This is a genomic window from Algoriphagus sp. TR-M9 (assembly GCF_027594545.1).
Classification (GTDB): domain Bacteria; phylum Bacteroidota; class Bacteroidia; order Cytophagales; family Cyclobacteriaceae; genus Algoriphagus; species Algoriphagus halophytocola.
In genome coordinates this window covers 2,871,114-2,888,893 of record NZ_CP115160.1, presented here as the reverse complement: position 1 = coordinate 2,888,893, position 17,780 = coordinate 2,871,114, and the positions used below count along the sequence as shown (strand labels likewise).

12 protein-coding genes are annotated in these 17,780 nt (G+C 43.4%); 5 read left to right on the top strand and 7 right to left on the bottom strand.

Going from position 1 to position 17,780, the window contains the following annotated elements; genetic code table 11:
* The first annotated feature begins 77 nt into the window (after nucleotides 1–77).
* Both PBT90_RS12140 and PBT90_RS12135 read left to right on the top strand, forming a co-directional pair.
* A complete protein-coding gene (locus PBT90_RS12140; RefSeq protein ID WP_264810853.1) occupies nucleotides 78–1,040 on the top strand; it encodes a PorP/SprF family type IX secretion system membrane protein in 963 nt (320 codons plus the stop codon).
* Between the two features lie 564 nt (nucleotides 1,041–1,604).
* On the top strand, nucleotides 1,605–3,170 hold the full coding sequence (locus PBT90_RS12135) for a tyrosinase family protein (protein WP_270129480.1): 1,566 nt from the start codon (nucleotides 1,605–1,607) through the stop codon (nucleotides 3,168–3,170).
* A gap of 293 nt (nucleotides 3,171–3,463) precedes the next feature.
* On the opposite strand, the gene PBT90_RS12130 is transcribed toward PBT90_RS12135, so the two are convergent.
* The 6 genes from PBT90_RS12130 to PBT90_RS12105 form a co-directional block, all read right to left on the bottom strand.
* A complete protein-coding gene (locus PBT90_RS12130; RefSeq protein ID WP_264810851.1) occupies nucleotides 3,464–4,219 on the bottom strand; it encodes a glycoside hydrolase family 25 protein in 756 nt (251 codons plus the stop codon).
* Nucleotides 4,220–4,221: 2 nt separating this feature from the next.
* Nucleotides 4,222–5,121 carry a hypothetical protein gene (locus PBT90_RS12125; RefSeq protein ID WP_264810850.1) on the bottom strand — a complete coding sequence of 300 codons (900 nt, stop codon included), beginning with the start codon at nucleotides 5,119–5,121 and terminating at the stop codon, nucleotides 4,222–4,224.
* 520 nt (nucleotides 5,122–5,641) lie between these two features.
* Nucleotides 5,642–6,229 (bottom strand): hypothetical protein, encoded by a 588-nt coding sequence (locus PBT90_RS12120; RefSeq protein WP_264810849.1) that lies wholly within the window; start codon nucleotides 6,227–6,229, stop codon nucleotides 5,642–5,644.
* 258 nt (nucleotides 6,230–6,487) lie between these two features.
* Nucleotides 6,488–7,600 carry a carbon-nitrogen hydrolase family protein gene (locus PBT90_RS12115; RefSeq protein WP_264810848.1) on the bottom strand — a complete coding sequence of 371 codons (1,113 nt, stop codon included), beginning with the start codon at nucleotides 7,598–7,600 and terminating at the stop codon, nucleotides 6,488–6,490.
* Between the two features lie 76 nt (nucleotides 7,601–7,676).
* On the bottom strand, nucleotides 7,677–10,013 hold the full coding sequence (locus PBT90_RS12110) for a glycoside hydrolase family 95 protein (RefSeq protein WP_264810847.1): 2,337 nt from the start codon (nucleotides 10,011–10,013) through the stop codon (nucleotides 7,677–7,679).
* 96 nt (nucleotides 10,014–10,109) lie between these two features.
* On the bottom strand, nucleotides 10,110–10,688 hold the full coding sequence (locus PBT90_RS12105) for a TlpA family protein disulfide reductase (RefSeq protein ID WP_396127638.1): 579 nt from the start codon (nucleotides 10,686–10,688) through the stop codon (nucleotides 10,110–10,112).
* Nucleotides 10,689–10,953: 265 nt separating this feature from the next.
* Here PBT90_RS12105 and PBT90_RS12100 point away from each other — a divergent pair, with 265 nt between their 5' ends.
* Nucleotides 10,954–13,218, top strand: coding sequence for a Tex family protein (locus PBT90_RS12100; protein ID WP_396127637.1), 2,265 nt, complete (start codon nucleotides 10,954–10,956; stop codon nucleotides 13,216–13,218).
* A 360-nt stretch (nucleotides 13,219–13,578) separates the two neighbouring features.
* The gene (locus PBT90_RS12095; RefSeq protein ID WP_270129476.1) at nucleotides 13,579–15,996 is read left to right on the top strand and encodes an ABC transporter permease; all 2,418 of its coding nucleotides are present in this window, start codon (nucleotides 13,579–13,581) and stop codon (nucleotides 15,994–15,996) included.
* Between the two features lie 158 nt (nucleotides 15,997–16,154).
* Here PBT90_RS12095 and PBT90_RS12090 read toward each other — a convergent pair whose 3' ends face one another.
* Complete coding sequence (locus PBT90_RS12090; RefSeq protein WP_264810845.1) at nucleotides 16,155–17,147, bottom strand: LLM class flavin-dependent oxidoreductase; 993 nt, start codon at nucleotides 17,145–17,147, stop codon at nucleotides 16,155–16,157.
* Nucleotides 17,148–17,551: 404 nt separating this feature from the next.
* Between PBT90_RS12090 and PBT90_RS12085 the strand changes: the two genes are divergently transcribed.
* Nucleotides 17,552–17,776, top strand: coding sequence for a hypothetical protein (locus tag PBT90_RS12085; protein WP_264810844.1), 225 nt, complete (start codon nucleotides 17,552–17,554; stop codon nucleotides 17,774–17,776).
* Nucleotides 17,777–17,780 lie beyond the last annotated feature (4 nt).

Sequence of the window (17,780 nt, the reverse complement as noted above, 5' to 3'; positions counted from 1 at the left end):
ATTTCCATCTAGAGGGGGCGTTGTGACGCCAAATTCCGACGCCTCCTCATTAGATATTTTTACAAACAAGAAGTACTATGAATCGAATTAATTGTATACTGGCCGCATTTTTTTTGATGCTCACAGGAATGACCCAGGTCCAGGGACAGACCCGGAAATATATTTCAAATTTTGACTTTTTCCAGAGTTATTACAACCCTGGATTGACAGGCTATGAAGGATCTGCGGTACGTGGATTTGTTCGCAGCCAGTGGTCTGGAGTGGATGGAGCTCCTAAATCTTACTTCTTCAGTACCGAGTTGGATTTTGGAGAAATGGCAGGAGAGGAAGACCCCGCGTTGATGGGCAAAAATGCCGTTTCCTTAAATCTCATGCATGATACTTACGGAGCCTTCAGGGAAACTGAATTGACCGTAGGGTATGCCAGCCGAATTCGTTTGACAGCAAAACATAACCTGAGACTTGGAGCTGCTGTGAACTACCAGGCTATCCGTTTGGACGGCAATGCTTTGACCACTGAGGAACAAAACGATCCTACGCTGAGCCAATATGCGGGACAGTTTTCTAATATGAATGTGCTGGATTTCAATTTGGGAATAGCTTTGACGCATGACAGTTATTACTTTTCTTATGGAATCAGAAGGGTAAATGGTGGGAACATTACCTCGGGTGAAGAATTTATGGAGGCTTACCCCGCCAGTTCAGTTTTTCAGGCAGGCTATCGCTCCGCAGTAAGTGATAACATTTCGGTGATATTGAACGCCATGTACAGCACCCAGAAGGATCAAGACGAAAATTTCGAGTTTAATTTTAAAACTGTGCTGATGGATAGACTTTGGCTGGGATTGGGACATCGAATTGACTATGCTACCAATGCGCAGCTAGGTGTGATTACCAAGCGGTTTAGAATAGGGTACCTTTATGAGTTTCCGAATGGAAGCAGCTACAATCTTCCAGGCAATACACATGAATTTACGGCGGTTTTCAACCTGTTCCGTGATAATGTGAGAACGGATACACAACAGGTGGTGATGTGGTGATTTGAGCGGTTTTAAAGCGAAAATCGGAGCATTTTTCTTTTAGCAGAGCCAATTGACCGAAAGGGGATTGGTGGATAGATACTTTTTTTAGGAGAAATGAATCAAGATTCGAGTCTAAATTGCTCATGTTCACCGAGTGCAGAAACTGCTTTGCAGGAGAAAAATATTCTGAAGAAAACTCTTAAAACCAGCAGTTCTGTAGTACTAAGTTGTCTGGTGGCGTTTTTTCCAAAATGTCCCATTTGCTGGGCCACTTATATGAGTGTTCTGAGCGGTATAGGATTGTCCCAAATCCCTTATCAAAATTGGTTGCTGCCGCTTTTCGGAGTCCTGCTCGGAGTTCACTTGTATTTACTTTTTAAAAATATGAACCTCAAAGGCCCAGGGCCTATCATACTTACCTGCCTGGGATATCTACTATTGATCATTACCAAAGGGTTTGGGGTAGGAAACGAATTCCTGATCTATGGCGCAGTAGGCTTGATATCAGTGGGGGCCTTTTGGAATAGCTTTAGTTTTTCGAGAACGACATAAAGATTCATTTTAACCATAACCTAGAAAATCATGAACAAATCTTTGAAAATCAGACGCTCCGTCCGAGAGCTTGAGCAAGAGTATGAAGCAGGAAATAAGGAGCCACTTGACAAGTTGTTAACTGCATGGAAAAAAATCAAAAGTCTTCCGCCAGATGATCCGAACTCGTTTTTTAAGATTGGGGGCTATCATGGGGAGCCTTTCAGAGGAGCTGGATGGGGGAATAATGCGTATTGGGGAGGCTACTGCAATCATGGCAATGTGCTATTCCCCACATGGCATCGGGCTTATTTGGTATGTATAGAAAAAGCTTTGCAAAGCATACCCGGATGTGAGGATGTTATGATGCCGTATTGGGATGAGACCAGTCAGGAATCCATTGCTCAGGGCATCCCTTGGTCACTGACCAAAGATCAATTGTTCTTTGATGGAGAAATGCAGGAAAATCCATTAAAAAGTTTTGAATTTCCCCAGGCCATAGTGGATAATATCAATGGAGATAATCCCAATTACAGCAAAGGGAAAAGTTACAAAACTGTCCGGTATCCACTTTCAGGATTAGTAGGAACTGAAGAGGACAGGGCAAATACTGAAAAGCATAATGCCCAGTTTCAAAACTATGATGAGACCGTAGATATTCTAAATAAAAATGTCAAGGACTGGTTGACTTCTTATATTGTAGTTGAGGGTAAAGAGATCCCAACCAATACCGCCAAAAAGTTTAAGGATTGCTTGGATGCCCCGAATTACACCGTCTTTTCCAATACCACCTCAGCGCAGGAATATAACTCACTTTTGGATGCAAATAGTCAAACGGTCACACCGTTGGAAGCGCCCCATAATGATATTCATCTAGCTGTGGGAGGCTGTGAAGTACCGGGGTATAACCGATCTCCTATCCCCGGAGCCAATGGTGATATGGGTGAAAATGATACGGCTGGTTTAGACCCTATCTTCTTTTTTCATCATTGCAATGTAGATCGGGTTTTTTGGCTTTGGCAAAAGAAACATCAAGCTACTGAGCAACTGGAAATTATCCCAGGGTACCCAGGGACAAACTCGGTGGACTCTCAAGGCCCTACACCAGGGGTGATGCCAAATTCATGGCTGGATATCAACTCCCCGTTGGATCCCTTTACCGTCACCGACCAGAATGGAAATGTACGGCCCTGTACCTCTCAGGACATGGTTAATATTGAGACCCAACTAGGCTATACTTATTCTTCAGGTTCTCTTGAAAACATGGTCAGTACGCAGTTGAAAATGGAAAATAAGGCGGCTCCGACCATCAGAGTTTCTAGGATCAATAAAGCTCCGGTCAAAGGGTCGTTCACAGTTTCTGCTTTCGCTACTATCAATGGTGAAAAGCATCACATCGGTACCGAGTCCGTCCTGAGCAGATGGTCAGTGATGGGCTGTGCAAACTGTCAGACTCACCTGGAAGTAAAGGCTTTCTTCCCTCTGGATGGGATAGGTGAAATCACGGAAGAGCAGGTTCACATCGAAATCCACGGTAGAGAAGGAGTTTTGGCTTCGCCAATGCTTTTAGAGGCTGGGGGGCAGCCGAAAGTGGGTTTTCACCTAGAGATAAAATGATTTTAGGCTTAGTTGCAAACTTGCCAATGCCTAAAATTTCTTGGCTCGTCCGGTCAGAAGACCAAAGAAGGAGACCATAGCATGTCAAATTCTTGAGTTTGCCAAAATCTATATCCCATTTGGTTTTTAACTGGCAAAAATGCGGATATAGCTATCCAACCTTACTAAGAAGCTGTCGAAATAGGCTCTGACACCATTTAAGTTTCCACCTTGTAAAAGGCAGGTAATTGATAAACTGCTAAACAAAGATTTGCTTAAAACTGCTCAAAATCGAATTTTCAGACAGCTTCTTCTTATTTCTTAACCAATTCAAATGGCTTAGTAGGATTGAAAAGATCATGGTCTACATTTCCCATAGCGCCTTGAACTTTACCCCGTTCAGATCTTTGCCAAATCAGCCATCCCTTCTCCTCCCAGGTCTTTGGGATTTTGGGGGTGTCTACTTCATATTCAGCAATCCAAAGTCCGTATTCTGAAAATTTCGGATTGTCTAAATATTCGTTTCCAAAGGGATGATTGGTGTAAATGATAGGTTTGATTCCCAGCTTGCGCTCTATTTCTAGTAGAAAACTCAAAACATCGTCTTGAAATTCAGAGGTTTTTACGGTGCCTACTATCCCGCCCTGCTCCAGATCCAGCACAGGAGGCATATCGCCACTGGTATAATCAATCGTAGCAATGAAAAGTGCAGCTTGATCCATAGGGTCCGCATCACTAGTGAAGAAATGATAGGAGCCATGGGCTAAGCCTACTTCATGTGCACCTCTTTTATTCTGGGCATAGTCTGGGTCTTTGAAGCTAGCTCCCTGGGTAGCTTTATCATAGGCAAAAGTAATCTCATCTGCCTTGATTTCCTCCCAGTTGATATTGCCTTGAAAGTGCGAAACATCAATCCCCAATACCGGTTGGTCAGTTTTGCTCTCCATTGGATTTGCTGGGATAGTATCTTTTTCAGGAATAGGGATTTTGGAAGAGATGTCAGAATTGGATTTGCTGGCACATGAGGTCATCATCCAAAAACAAGCCAACATTAAACAGAAAGTTTTCATAATTATTTACTGAGTTTTGATTGATCCGGAAGTAGGCGTTTCAATTCATCAAGCTTGGAACTTAACTCGTCAAATGGCTGGTGATACCCGAAAAACCGCTTGAGGCCTAAGGAAAATAAATACCAATATAAGAAGGGCAGAAGCCCGAATACGACGATTATATTCACCATCAAAGCGACCATCAGCTCCAAGGCATGTTGGCTGGCAAAGCGAAGTATGGCAAGCAGGTCTTTGCCTATTTTTTCCACTTCTTCATCAGCGACATCAGCTACTTTGATCACTTCGTCTTCAGCTTTGTCAAAGAGATTCAACTTTCCTTTATGTTTGGCTTTTTGTCTTATTTCCAAACTGTCTAGCTTTGATTGGTGATAGGCTTTTTTTGTTGAAATGGAGTCTTTAGTAGCAGCAAGATGGGATTTTAAGTCAGTCCCAAGATCAAGACTCATTTGGTGGGTGATACCGGACATGAATTTGGTATAGATTCCAAGCCCTGGAGAAATCATCAAGCTGAGAATAAGCAGTGCAGCGCAAGTTTTTTGGATTTTAGGGATAAATAAACCTAAAAATAAAATGACCATTATAGTCTTAAAGAGCCACCAGTCCGAAATTTTTAGTACGGTGAGTTGGATGACCATCAGCAGATCTGCAAAGGATAGATAGTTTACTAAAGTATGGAAATCTTGCTGATAGGTAGAGGCCCAAGACTTCACGAAAGGAATGCTTTCGGCAAGTGGTATAGTCAATGTTTCGATTTCCTCTATAATAAGGATACTGTCGGTGATTTCCTTAGATGATTTCTCTTCAAACTCCACTGAGCTTTGGTGAAAAAAATCTGTAAATGATAAGGCAATCAAAACTGCGAAAAGGGATAATGCCCCTATTTGTTGTTTAGTTAAACTCATGAGGTAAAAAGTTTTTGTTGAAAAATTAAACCCACCTTCAGGTAAGCATCAATGTATAATTTACAAGATGTATTTGTGCTTTCTTTCCAGTAGGCAGGTTGGCTCAGGTTTGAAGTTCAAAATGACGGGCAGTGAACCCTTGACCCTAGTCTGTAACCAATGATCCTATCAATTTGTTTGTTTTGTTACTGGTAGTATTTCACTTAATTATAATTTACAAAATCAATTTGTATAATTAAAATCATTGATAATCAATTATGTATATCCGGTTTCTTACCAGTAGCGAGAGAAATTATGGGTTAAAGTTTCTTTCTACATGCTGTGGGCAGCGGACTGTCGTTGAAGGACGATTATCCGCTACTATACAGCCAGATTCTTTAACTACTGGCATCATTGCGGATAATCATATAATCAATTATTTGCAATCCCTGTTTTTGCCCGTTCTGAATGTAAAAAAGACGGGTTTTCAATGATGATTTCTCAGAAAAAAACCGGAAAAATTTCCGGTTCTGCTTGCTCATTAATCTCTCGCTGGTGTGATCATGATATGGGCGCGGTGTGTACCGGGATCCATGATCCAGGGCATTCCAGGAGCATCTGGTTTTAAGGGTAGACCTGTAGTCTCAGGCGTAGCCCAAGGCAAATACACCACATAGCGTAGGTAAGTGTCTTCTATCTTTCCGGTATTTGCATCAAAGTTTTCTGCAGACAGGACGAAAAGCGTAGCACCATCCTTAGGCATTTGAAGTTTTCCGCTTTTGGCTTCCTCTTCCCTAATGTCAAAAATCTCCTGGAAGCTCTTGCCTTCTTGCTTCAGTTCCCTTCCCCTCTGCATAAAAGGTTCTAAATCTGATTGGTAGCAGGAAACGCTGAATCCTTTGCCAGTTGGGTTGCTCGCAATGCAAATCATTTCGTTGCTTCCTTTTTTAAGCTCTACTAATTCTCCATTCGAATCATAGCCCAAAACACTCGCATCCTTTTGCTTTTCATGGGGAGCAGCCAAAACGGCAGTTTTGATTTGGATTTCTTTGGAAGGAACTGGGGTTTCCTGGGCATAGGCTGTTGAAAATACCACAGCGAAGATCAAAAGTGACAAGAGATTTTTCATGTGTTTATAATTTGATTTTTAATGGCCACATGGAATCTTCGCAAGCATTATAGTCATCCCACTGTGTGACGATCTTCGACATGCTCGATTTCATGTGTTTATAATTTTATTTTAAGGTCACATGGAATCTTCGCATGAATTATAATCATCCCTCTGTGTGTCGCTTCGGGTCATGCTTGATTTCATATTGGATTACTTTAGGTCTGTGATGGGAATTGCTTTAGCTTAAAGGTAATCAATTCTCTCATTTGTAGGTAATTATAGGTTTAATGCCCATACGCCACCTAGACCGGCAGGAATCAAGGGCAGTTTTTTGCCCTTGTATCGCACGGTAGGCAATCCTTCCGAGTAAAAATCCCACAAATCCCCGTGGAGGTAAACCTCAAAAAATATAGCCGTTTCTGGATAATATTCTTGCTGAGCAAAATTTGTTAACTGCTCGCTTTTGGCCAGTAGAGTGGTATCCATGAACTCGAAATCATTCTCTGAGTTGGTGTCTATACCGGTCAGGCGGCTATATTCCGGATCAAAGAAAGAAGGAGAAATAATCACATCAGCATCTGAGAGCTGCTGGCTGCTGCTGAGGTTCCAGCTATCGTCACCTATGAGAACAGCAGTTTTACCGATCGGTAAATCAAAGACTGGTATGGCTCCAGGATCACCTGCTGTTAGCATTTCCTTTTCGCCTGCGGTCAAAATAGATTTTAAAATCGGATCTCCTACGATTTTACCGTCCGGCCCAAAAACAAATGAGCAGTTGTATAAAGGGGCGTTCAGTTCGATATAAATTTGGCCTTCGACTACTTTGGGACCCGGGAGCACGATGGAGCCAGCCACAATATGCGTTTTGGTTTCCTTTGCCAAAGTGCTGAATGTGCTCTGGTAAGTGTGCAGCATGGCTTTGGCCTTCATCCTGAAAATAGCGGAAGCCTTTTTATCCCTGTCTTTGCCTGTTTTGAAATAGCCCAGCATAAAGTCGAAAATGTTGCTGTACATTAGGAATGACTTTGCGGTTTCGAAGGTCTTATTTCCCATGATTTCATGCTTTTCACCGAGCAAAATCAACCATGTGCCAATATTTTCAGGATATACGATCAGACTGTTTTCTTCCTTTAAAAAGCCCTTGTAATTCGCAGACACCAGGTACTGCCGTACTTTTTCCTGAAAGGCATTCTGATTGAAATAATCAGAGACTTCCATAAATGGCTGAATACCCAGGATATTCTGATTTAGGCTATCTGCAGGGTTGATTTCAGAAATTACGGAGATGTAACTTTTGGGCAGAGGAATAGGGGTATTCCTCCCGGAATAGGACCAGATCAACCATATGAAAACTATAAAAATCAGGAGGGTGATAAATTTCTTGACCATTCCTTCAAATTTACAGAAACTTCGGATGTGATAGCTTAGAAATAGTTAACCTTTAGCTAAGAAGTTTCATTGTTGACTATAGCTCGATTTCAAAACTATGACCTGCCTCTAAGTCCAGCTCCATCTCTGATCCATCGTAATAGACCACAGTTTTTCTGCTTTTTTCAGCGAAGATTTTGCATCGCGTGAGTTTGCCATCAGCCCAGATCATGTCTATGGTAAAGTCTCCTCTCGCTTTCATGCCTTTTACGCTACCGTTTTTCCAAGCCTTCGGCAAAGCCGGGAGCAGGCGAATCATACCGTCTTCATGAGATTGCACGAGCATTTCGGCCACTCCAGCCGTGTACCCAAAATTCCCGTCAATCTGGAAAGGTGGATGTGCATCGAATAGGTTTGGATACAATGATTTAGCAATCAACTTTTGAATATGCTCGTGGGCCATTTCTCCATCATGCAGTCGGGCAGAGAAGTTAATCAGCCAGGCGCGTGACCACCCTGTGCCTGCACCACCGTGTGCAAGTCTGTATTCCAAGGTTTTTCTTACAGCAGCAAATGCTTCTGGAGTTTGACTTTTGGTGATTGCATCTCCAGGGTGAAAGGCATAGAGATGCGACATGTGTCTGTGGCCCGGCTCATTTTCCTCATAAGGCTGATCCCATTCCAGGATTCTTCCGTCTTCTGCTAGCTGCACACCAGGTCTCAGATTGGCCAGTTGTGATTTTATCTTTTCCTGCAAGGGAGAGTTTTTACCTAGAATCTCAGCGGCTTTCAGATAATTATTAAATACATCTGCTATAATCTGCTGATCCATAGCAGCTCCCATTGTAGTGGCGACCTTTTCACCTTTTGCGTTGATAAACTGATTTTCAGGTGATGTGGATGGGGAAGAAACCAAAGTGCCGTCTTCAGGGTACTCTACCAGCCAATCTGAGTAAAATGCAGAAACGGCCTCTAATGCTGGGAATGCACGCTCTTCCAGAAAATTTTTATCCTGAGAAAACAGGAAATGGTCCCAATAATGCCGCGCAATCCATCCTCCTGCACCTATCCATCCACCCCAGTAGGCAGTGGCTGCTCGCAGGAAGGCTACTTGCCAAAGGTCTGTAGTGTGCGGAACCATGGAGCCATTCATGCTAAAGTTCTCCCTTGCGGCATTTTTTCCATTTTCGATCAAACCGTCGATAAACTCAAATAAAGGCTGATTCAGCTCTCCCAAGTTGGTGACATCTGCAGGCCAATAGTTCATCTGCAAGTTGATGTTTACATGGTAATCTGCATTCCAAGGAGCTGCAATGTGCTTGTTCCAAAGCCCTTGCAAATTTGCAGGGTTGGTTCCAGCTCGGCTAGAGGAAATCAACAGATAGCGTCCATAATCGAAAAGCATTTTTTCCAAATGAAGGTCTACAGCTCCTTCCTGCACACGCGCTATCCGGCGGCCAGTAGGAATGCTGTCCGGGGCATCGCCAGCGAGCTGTAAATCTACCCTGTCGTAAAATGAAGCAAAATCCCGCTCATGAGCCACCAGGAGTTCGCCCCAGCTTTTCAGTTGAATGGTTTCCATTTGCCTAGCAGCATTTTCTTCAAAATCTTCTGAATAAAATGACGTTTGAGAAACCAACTTGACCATGAATTCCTGGGCTCCGGAAATATTCAAAACGGAGTCAGCGCTGCTGACTTCTCCGGATTGGTTCTGTACATAAAGTATGGTGCTGAATTTTACGCCGTTCAAAATCTCAACTGGCTTAGAATCTACCTGACCACCTCTCTGGGTGATCATGCCGGACATTTTTAGCTGATGGTCATTTAACACCTCTGTTTTTGCAGTGGCAAAGCCATTGTCCTCAGGCCTGCTCATGCCGATCGAACCGTTAAAGCCTTTGGGATGGTTGGTTTTAAACCTAACGATCAAAGCATCATCTGGCTCCGAGGCGATCACTTCCTGAGTGATTTCAAAGCCCTCACTGGTAAACTGGGTAAGAACTGTCGCCGTCTTTAGGTTGAGGCTTCTTTTATAATTTTTGTATTCGATCCAGTCAAAATTGAACCAGAGGTCTCCCATGGTTTGATGGGATCGCGTCACTCCTTTTCTAGAGAATTTAGCCACTAAAAGGGAATCAGACTTTGTGTTTTCACCCGCCAAAAGGTAGGCACGGATCTGATCTAAATCAGCTCTGTTTCCTTCTGCCAGTCCCCAATCTCCATATCCACCGGGCCAGAGTGAATCCTCATTCAGTTGCAGATGTTCCTGACCGGGGATTCCCATTACCATGGCTCCCAATCTCCCATTCCCTACAGGTAAACCTTCTTCCCATTTTTCAGCGGGAGTATCAAACCAGAGTATGGAAGAGGTTTGGGCAAAAACAAGAGGTTGTATTATAAGCGTGAGCAGAGCGCTCAAGAAGTACTTTTTCATAGGTTATTGGGTCAAAAAATAAGATTACAACAAATCTTTGAAGTCGCCAACCTAATTTCTTCAAAAATCCCAATGGGCAGCTTTGAAGTTAATTTTTCACTGAGAAATCAGAAAATTTTTAAATTCCTCTGTATTGAAATTGCTCATTCCTTCTTGGTAAAAGACGATTTTACCAGCTGGATTTACCACCAAAGTAGTGGGGATGGACTGACTTTGCAGGCTATTGTTCAATCCATAACTCGCATGCGCTGTGGGGAAATTCCAGCTTTTTCCTTCTAGAAAACCAGCACTTTTGTTGATGTCGTTATCGATGCCGATCATCAGGAATTCCAAATCAGGTTCGTTTTGCACAGATTTATACAGCTCCGAGATATGAGGCATCTCCGCCCGGCAAGGTCCACACCAGGAAGCCCAAAGGTTGATGAAGAGGGTTTTGCCCCGGTAGCTTTCCAGATTGATTTGTTCCCCGTCAAAAGTTTGGAACCTTCCGCGATAATCGAACTCCTGATTGGTGAGATCCGGGATTTCGATTTTAGGTTTGATCAGTCCAGTAGATAACAGCACAGACTGCAACCCACCGATGATGACAGGAAGCAATCCTGTGAAATACAAAAATGCCACTATGCTGAGCATGATTCCCCAACTTTTAATTTCTTTTTTCCAATCTATACTCATTTCAGATAGTTGATTTACGATTTACGGGCTTTACTTGAACCTTTGAGGTTTTCCAGAACCTCGAAGGTTTTTACTCTATACTGATTCTTATTGTTTTCAAGATTAGTGAAATCATCAGTGTTTAGAGAGGAAGTGTTGATTCAATCTTCCAATTTTACAATCTTAAAATCAGACCCTTAGTGACAGGCCTCACATTTCATACTTTTTGTCTCCAAAATGACCACTACCTTGCAAGCCAAATTACGCATTGAATTTCCTTATTGATATGAATTACGAAGTACAAATAGCCGCAGAACTCCAAATTAAGCCGCATCAGGTAGATGCCACTGTGAAATTGCTGGATGAGGGAGGGACGGTTCCTTTTATTTCCCGATATAGAAAAGAAGCTACAGGTGAGTTGGATGAGGTGCAGGTTTCCGCCATTCGTGATCGCGTGTTGCAACTTCGCGAGCTAGCGAAGCGAAAGGAAGCTGTGCTGAAATCAATCGAGGAACAAGGAAAATTGACTCCGGAATTGAAAGATAAAGTAAATGCAGCTGAGACGATGTCAAAGTTGGAAGATATCTATTTGCCATACAAGCCTAAGCGGAGAACAAAGGCGACTATCGCCAGAGAGAAAGGCTTGGAGCCACTTGCGGAGCTGGTTTTTGAGCAAAAATCCATTGATCTGGAAGCTGAGGCCGAGAAGTTTGTGGATGCCGAAAAAGAAGTGAATTCTACCGAAGAAGCACTTCAGGGAGCACGCGATATCATGGGAGAGTGGATCAACGAGAAGGCTGAACTCAGAGAGAAGATGCGTAAGCTTTTCTTGGAAGAGGGAGTTTTCTCTTCGAAAGTCCTGCCGGGCAAAGAACAGGAAGCGATTAAATACAAGGACTACTTTGACTGGTCTGAACCTATAAAAACTGCACCTTCTCATCGGGTTTTGGCGATGAGAAGAGGTGAGAAAGAGCTTTTTTTGATGTTGGATTCTGTTCCGGAAGAAGCATCAGCCATCTATCAGATGGAGAAAATGATCCTGGCAGATGCTGCAAATTCTTCTGTGGAGCAAGTGAGGCTGGCGATCAAGGATTGCTACCGCAGACTGCTCAAACCAAGCATGGAAACGGAGGTTCGACTGCTGACCAAGCGCAAAGCGGATGAGGAGGCGATCAAGGTTTTTACAGAGAATTTGAAACAACTTTTACTGGGTGCGCCACTGGGTGAGAAATCTGTGATGGCAATCGACCCAGGATTCCGAACAGGCTGCAAACTGGTTTGTCTCGGGCCACAGGGTCAATTCCTACACTATGAAGCTATTTTCCCTCATGAAGCCAACCGCAGAGGGCAAGAAGCTGCGATGAACGTGAAAGGATTAGTGGAGAAATATGCAATCGAAGCAATTGCGATAGGAAATGGCACAGCAGGGCGCGAGACAGAGGCTTTTGTGAAAGGCTTAGGCTTATCAAAATCAGTCATTATCACCATGGTGAATGAATCCGGAGCTTCCATTTATTCGGCTTCGGATGTGGCAAGGGAGGAATTTCCAGATCTGGATTTGACCGTAAGAGGGGCTGTATCTATTGGTCGTCGATTAATGGATCCGCTGGCTGAACTGGTGAAAATCGATCCCAAATCTATCGGTGTCGGTCAGTACCAACATGACGTGGATCAGAATGCCTTGAAAAATGCGCTGGACGATACCGTGATGTCCGCGGTGAATGGAGTAGGGGTGGAGGTAAATACAGCTTCTAAACAATTACTGACTTATGTGTCAGGTTTGGGGCCAACCTTGGCTCAAAATATCGTGGATTTTCGAAATGAAAATGGTCCTTTCAAAAGCCGCGCACAACTGAAGAAGGTGCCTCGTTTAGGTGATAAAGCATTTGAGCAGGCTGCAGGTTTCTTGAGAATCAGTAAAGCAAAGCATCCATTGGATTCCTCAGCTGTGCATCCTGAGCGCTATGGTTTGGTGGAGCAAATGGCGAAAGATGTGAATGCTTCGGTTTCTGATTTGATGAGTTCGGAGGAGTTGAGAAATCGGATTTCTCTGAAGAATTACGTGTCTGAAACGGTTGGTTTGCCGACGCTTCAGGATATTTTGGAAGAACTGGCCAAGCCGGGTAGAGATCCCCGAGAGAGCTTTGAGGTTTTTGCATTCGAGGAATCAGTAAACAGCATGGCTGATCTGAAAGTTGGAATGAAGTTGCCTGGCGTGGTGACGAATATTACGGCTTTTGGAGCATTTGTGGACGTGGGAGTACATCAGGATGGTTTGGTGCATTTAAGCCATTTGGCTGACCGTTTTGTGAAGGATCCCAATGAGATTGTTTCTGTCAATCAAAAAGTGCAGGTGACAGTCATGGAAGTGGATATTCCGCGTAAGCGAATCGGGCTGAGCATGAAGTCAGATCCTTTTGCGGAGCGAGGTCGAGATTCTAAATCCCGCACAGGAGAGAAAAGACCTGTTGCTAAAAAACCTCAGCATCAAGAATCGGAAGGCTCAATGGCTGATAAGTTAGCTGCACTCAAAGGGAAGTTTGGTGGGTGAGTATTCTTTTAACCGCGGAGTTCGCTAGGGTGGCGCAAAGAAGGCGCAAAGAGGTTTGAAAATGTGATTGGAGACACTCGCATGGGCGATGAATTTTAGAGGAATGGTATTAAACCCTGAGATGAAAATCTTGGGGTTTATGCTTATATATTTTGTCGATTTTAAACGACAATTTCAAGATGGTTTTGTCGATCTAATTCGACATTTTCTAAATGCCCTTCGCCCGAAAGCGAACAAAATTGTTCGGGGAACTCTATACGATTTTAAATAAATCTTCATTCTGAGCCTATATGGGCCTGTTTTTTCTGGTTTGATCTTGGGTTAAATGCTGTAGATCAGAAAAATTTGAATACCATACCTATGTGGAAAATTTACTCTAAAATTGCTTGGCGAAATCTTAAAAAAGGCAAGCGTGTCGCGTTGATTAACATTTTTGGTTTGACGCTTGGGATTACCGCTGCTTTTTTGCTTTTCACAGTAGTAAGCTACGAACTCAGCTACGATAGTTTTCAGTCCAATTCGGATCAAATCTATCGCGTAGTGACTCAGGATGAGTACTCCGATGGAATGAGCTACACGCCGGGCGTATCTCCTCCCATGCCAGAGGCGTTGAAAGCTGATTTATCAGGAATTGAGGCAATCGTTCCCGTTGTGAATTCATCGGTTTTTGTGACGCTTGATGAAGCTGTGACAGGCTCAGGAGAGAATAATTTTGTAATCGAAGATGCCTTCTTTACCACAGCTGATTACCCTTCATTATTTGATGTGAAGGTATTGGCAGGAAACCTAAATTCCTTAAATGATCCTGGCCAAGTGGCGCTTACGGAGACAGAAGCCAAGAAGCTTTTTGGCACGTGGGAAAATGCCTTCGGCAAACCACTGCTTTTGTCCAAACGCATAGAAGCTTCCGTGGGAGCGATCGTTGCGGACCTTCCAGACAACAGTAATTTCCGATTTGACATGCTGGTGTCCTATAAAACCATGGAGAGTAACGAGGAGATTTTTGATACCTATTTTGACGAGTGGGGAAGCTTTAGTAGTAATTTTCAGGTGTATTTGAAGCTTCCTGAAGTAGGGAATCCAGCCCAAATCAATCAGCAATTGCTAGCCTTTGCAGAAAAGACCTACAAGGATAGAGGCACTTCGAAGAAGTCCTTTTTTCTGCAGGAAATGAAGGATATCCACTTTGATACTCGCTTTGATCCGATCAGTGGAAATATGATTCGCAAGGCAACGATTTATACGCTTGCATTGATTGGTGTTTTCATTCTCCTGATGGCTTCGATCAACTTTGTGAATCTTTCCACTGCGCAGGCAATCGGGAAAAGCAAGGAAGTGGGCATTAGAAAAGTGATGGGAGGTAGTAGGGGACAGGTCGTTTTCCAATCTTTTGGGGAGACTTTTATGGTCGTATTTATCTCAGCGACGATTTCTACGCTCGCAGCGACTATTTTACTTCCTTACCTCAGTAAAGTGGCCGAAGTGCCAGAAACCATTCAGTTGATTACCCCTACCTTTCTTTTGTTTTCAGTTGCTATAGTTCTGGGAGTGACTTTGCTGTCGGGGCTTTATCCGGCATTGATTCTTTCGGGATTTCAGCCGATTCAGGCATTGAAAAATAAGATTCAGGTAGCGCAGATCGGTGGAGTTTCTTTGCGAAGAAGTTTGGTCGTGCTGCAGTTTGTGATTGCACAAGTGCTGATGATCGCGACGGTGATTGCGGTAAAGCAGATGACGGAAATCCAAAATGCAGATCTAGGGTTTTCGAAAGAGGCCGTGTACTACTTTGATCTTCCCTCTGACGAACCAAGAGATGGGAGGCTGGATGTACTGAAACAGCGTTTGGAAGCAAATTCTCAAATCAAAAGCGTCAGTATTTCCAGTGATGTGCCCTCTTCCAATAACAATTGGGCTTCGAATTTTTGGTTTGATGACAAAAGAGAAGATGTGCCGTTTATGGCTTCCCTGAAGTACGGAGACGCAGATTACTTTGATAATTATGGGTTGCAGTTTGCTGCAGGAACCGGTTTTTCTGAAAGCGACACGCTCAAAGAAGCGGTAATCAATGAGACCATGGCCAAAAGACTCAATGTTGCTAACCCGGAGGATGCTGTAGGCAAAAGAATTACAATTGGTGGTGGAGAGCCTTGGATGAGGATCACCGGAGTAGTGAAAGATTTTGCGCAAAATTCTTTAAGGGAGGAAGTGAAACCCTTCATCATTGCTACGGAACGGGAGTCTTACTACGTCATGGGAATGAAACTGGATAGTTCGGCAGGTCAGCAGACGCTGACGAGTATTGAGGAGGAATTCAAAAACATCTATCCAGATGCAATCTACTCCGGAGAGTTTTTGGATGAGACGATTGCGAATTTCTACCGTAGAGAAAACCAACTTTCACTGGTTTATAAAGTCTTTGCCGTGCTTTCGATTGTGATTTCTTCGATTGGTTTGTATGGGTTAATTTCTTTCTTGGTGGGGCAAAAGCTCAAGGAAATCGGAATTCGAAAAGTGCTTGGAGCTTCGATATCCCAAATCACATTTTTGCTTTCAAAAGAGTTTATTTATCTGGTGCTGATCGCTTGTGTGATTGCTGTGCCGCTGGGTTATTACCTCACGGATCAATGGTTGCAGAACTTCTCCTACAAGACCACTGTGCCCCTAGGCTTGTATGTATTGGTAATGCTTGTTTCCCTTTTGATCACTGCCGCTACGGTGGGATTTAGAGCGGTGAAGGCTGCTTTGGATAATCCGGTAGATAGTTTGGCGGATGAGTAGTGTAGTAGTTCCCGCAGATGAACAGCTGATAACTGCCGCAGATTTTCGCAGATCTCTTGCTTTATAATTTGACTACAAAACCTAAAAAATCAGCGATTATCAGCGGATTTTTCAGCGCAAATCTGCGGGAAGAAATTTATGGAAAAACAAGCTTCGAATTAACCCAACACCTCAGCCGTGATCTCCAATGATCTCAATCGCTTCTCAGGATCATAGATATTCGTAGATACCATCAGCTCATCCACTTCTACCTGTCGGAAGAAGCTCTCGAATTGTGGTTTTAGACTCTCTTTGGTGCCAATAAATGTACAAGCCATCATATTCTGGATAGCGGCTGCTTCCGGTTCGGTCCAGATTCCTTCCATACTTTTGACCGGTTTTTTCATAGGATAAGATCTGCCACGAATAATTCCCAGGGCGGTTTGGTAAAAAGAGGTAGCCAAATAATGTGCTTCCTCGTCAGAATCAGCAGCGATCACATTCACACAGGAGATGAAGTATGGCTTCTCCAAATGCTCTGAGGGCTGGAAGTTTTCTCTATAATGCCTCGAAGCGTTGATCAAATACCCCGGTGCAAAATGACTTGCGAATGCGTAAGGTAGTCCCTTCTCGGAAGCAAGCATGGCACTGCTCATGCTTGAGCCAAGTAAGTAGATAGGGATATCAAGGCCTTCGGCTGGGAAAGCCCGGACTTTGGAATCAAGATTGTCTTCTGAAAAATATTGCCGTAAATCATCCAGATCGCTCGGGAATTCTTGGACAGATTCGTGTCTTCCTCTCCGAAGTGCGGTCGCTGTAGTTTGATCAGTGCCAGGCGCTCTGCCCAGTCCTAGGTCAATCCGGTTTGGGTAAAGCGTGGCAAGCGTTCCAAACTGCTCTGCGATGATCAGTGGACTGTGATTTGGTAGCATGATTCCTCCTGATCCTAGTCGGATTTTGGAAGTGCCGTTTGCTAGGTAGCCAATTAATATCTGTGGAGAAGAGCTGCCTACATTGGCCATGTTGTGATGCTCGGCAAGCCACATTCTCGTATAGCCCAACTTTTCGGCATGTTGTGCGACTTGTAAGCTTCTTTCGTAGGCATCTTTCGCATCATAGTCTTCACGGATGATGGCTAGATCCAATAATGAGTATGGTTTAGGAGATTTCAAAACAAGGTTGTTTTTAATGTTAGCTAGCAAATGCCATTTGAGCTTGGAAAGTTTCTGATTAGGTTTTTTTTATCAGAATTGACTGAATCATCATTACACAGTTTGAGACTTTTGTTCCACAGAAGACTCTACCGTTCAAAGTTTTATCTCCTATATAATAGGCTTTCTCTTAGCTCTGAGGAGATGCTGCTTTTTGGCTTCGAGTTTGTTTTTAATTGGATATGCAATCAAATGAGTTGTTTTCCTTTTGGTCTAACTTCAGATCCTGAAAGGATAAGAATTAGGAACTAAACCCAATTATTATGAACTCAATAACCAAAATAAAAACAAGTGTGATTGATTCTTGTGAAAAGTGTATAAGAGCATGTGAAGAGTGCATTGAATCCTGCAAAAACCGTCCAGGAATGGGCGATTGCATAAGATTATGTGAACGCTGTATTGATGCCTGCAAGGATTGTATTTCAGTGAATGAAAGCAGTTCTCTGGATAGGGCCATAGCCATGCAGCAGTGTGTGGATGCTTGTTATAATTGTGCCAGAGAGTGCGAAAAGCACGATCATGAAGCTTGTCAGGAATGCGCCCTAGCTTGCCGAGCGTGCATTGCAGAATGCAATGCCATGCTGGCATAAAAAA

What these genes read in the sequence shown, in the direction of transcription:
- PBT90_RS12085 (WP_264810844.1), top strand. Translation starts at nt 17,552, where the DNA reads ATGGGCGATTGCATAAGATTATGTGAACGCTGTATTGATGCCTGCAAG.
- PBT90_RS12130 (WP_264810851.1), bottom strand. Translation starts at nt 4,219, where the DNA reads ATGAAAACTTTCTGTTTAATGTTGGCTTGTTTTTGGATGATGACCTCA.
- PBT90_RS12110 (WP_264810847.1), bottom strand. Translation starts at nt 10,013, where the DNA reads ATGAAAAAGTACTTCTTGAGCGCTCTGCTCACGCTTATAATACAACCT.
- PBT90_RS12125 (WP_264810850.1), bottom strand. Translation starts at nt 5,121, where the DNA reads ATGAGTTTAACTAAACAACAAATAGGGGCATTATCCCTTTTCGCAGTT.
- PBT90_RS12100 (WP_396127637.1), top strand. Translation starts at nt 10,954, where the DNA reads ATGAATTACGAAGTACAAATAGCCGCAGAACTCCAAATTAAGCCGCAT.
- PBT90_RS12140 (WP_264810853.1), top strand. Translation starts at nt 78, where the DNA reads ATGAATCGAATTAATTGTATACTGGCCGCATTTTTTTTGATGCTCACA.
- PBT90_RS12095 (WP_270129476.1), top strand. Translation starts at nt 13,579, where the DNA reads ATGTGGAAAATTTACTCTAAAATTGCTTGGCGAAATCTTAAAAAAGGC.
- PBT90_RS12135 (WP_270129480.1), top strand. Translation starts at nt 1,605, where the DNA reads ATGAACAAATCTTTGAAAATCAGACGCTCCGTCCGAGAGCTTGAGCAA.
- PBT90_RS12105 (WP_396127638.1), bottom strand. Translation starts at nt 10,688, where the DNA reads ATGAGTATAGATTGGAAAAAAGAAATTAAAAGTTGGGGAATCATGCTC.
- PBT90_RS12120 (WP_264810849.1), bottom strand. Translation starts at nt 6,229, where the DNA reads ATGAAAAATCTCTTGTCACTTTTGATCTTCGCTGTGGTATTTTCAACA.
- PBT90_RS12115 (WP_264810848.1), bottom strand. Translation starts at nt 7,600, where the DNA reads ATGGTCAAGAAATTTATCACCCTCCTGATTTTTATAGTTTTCATATGG.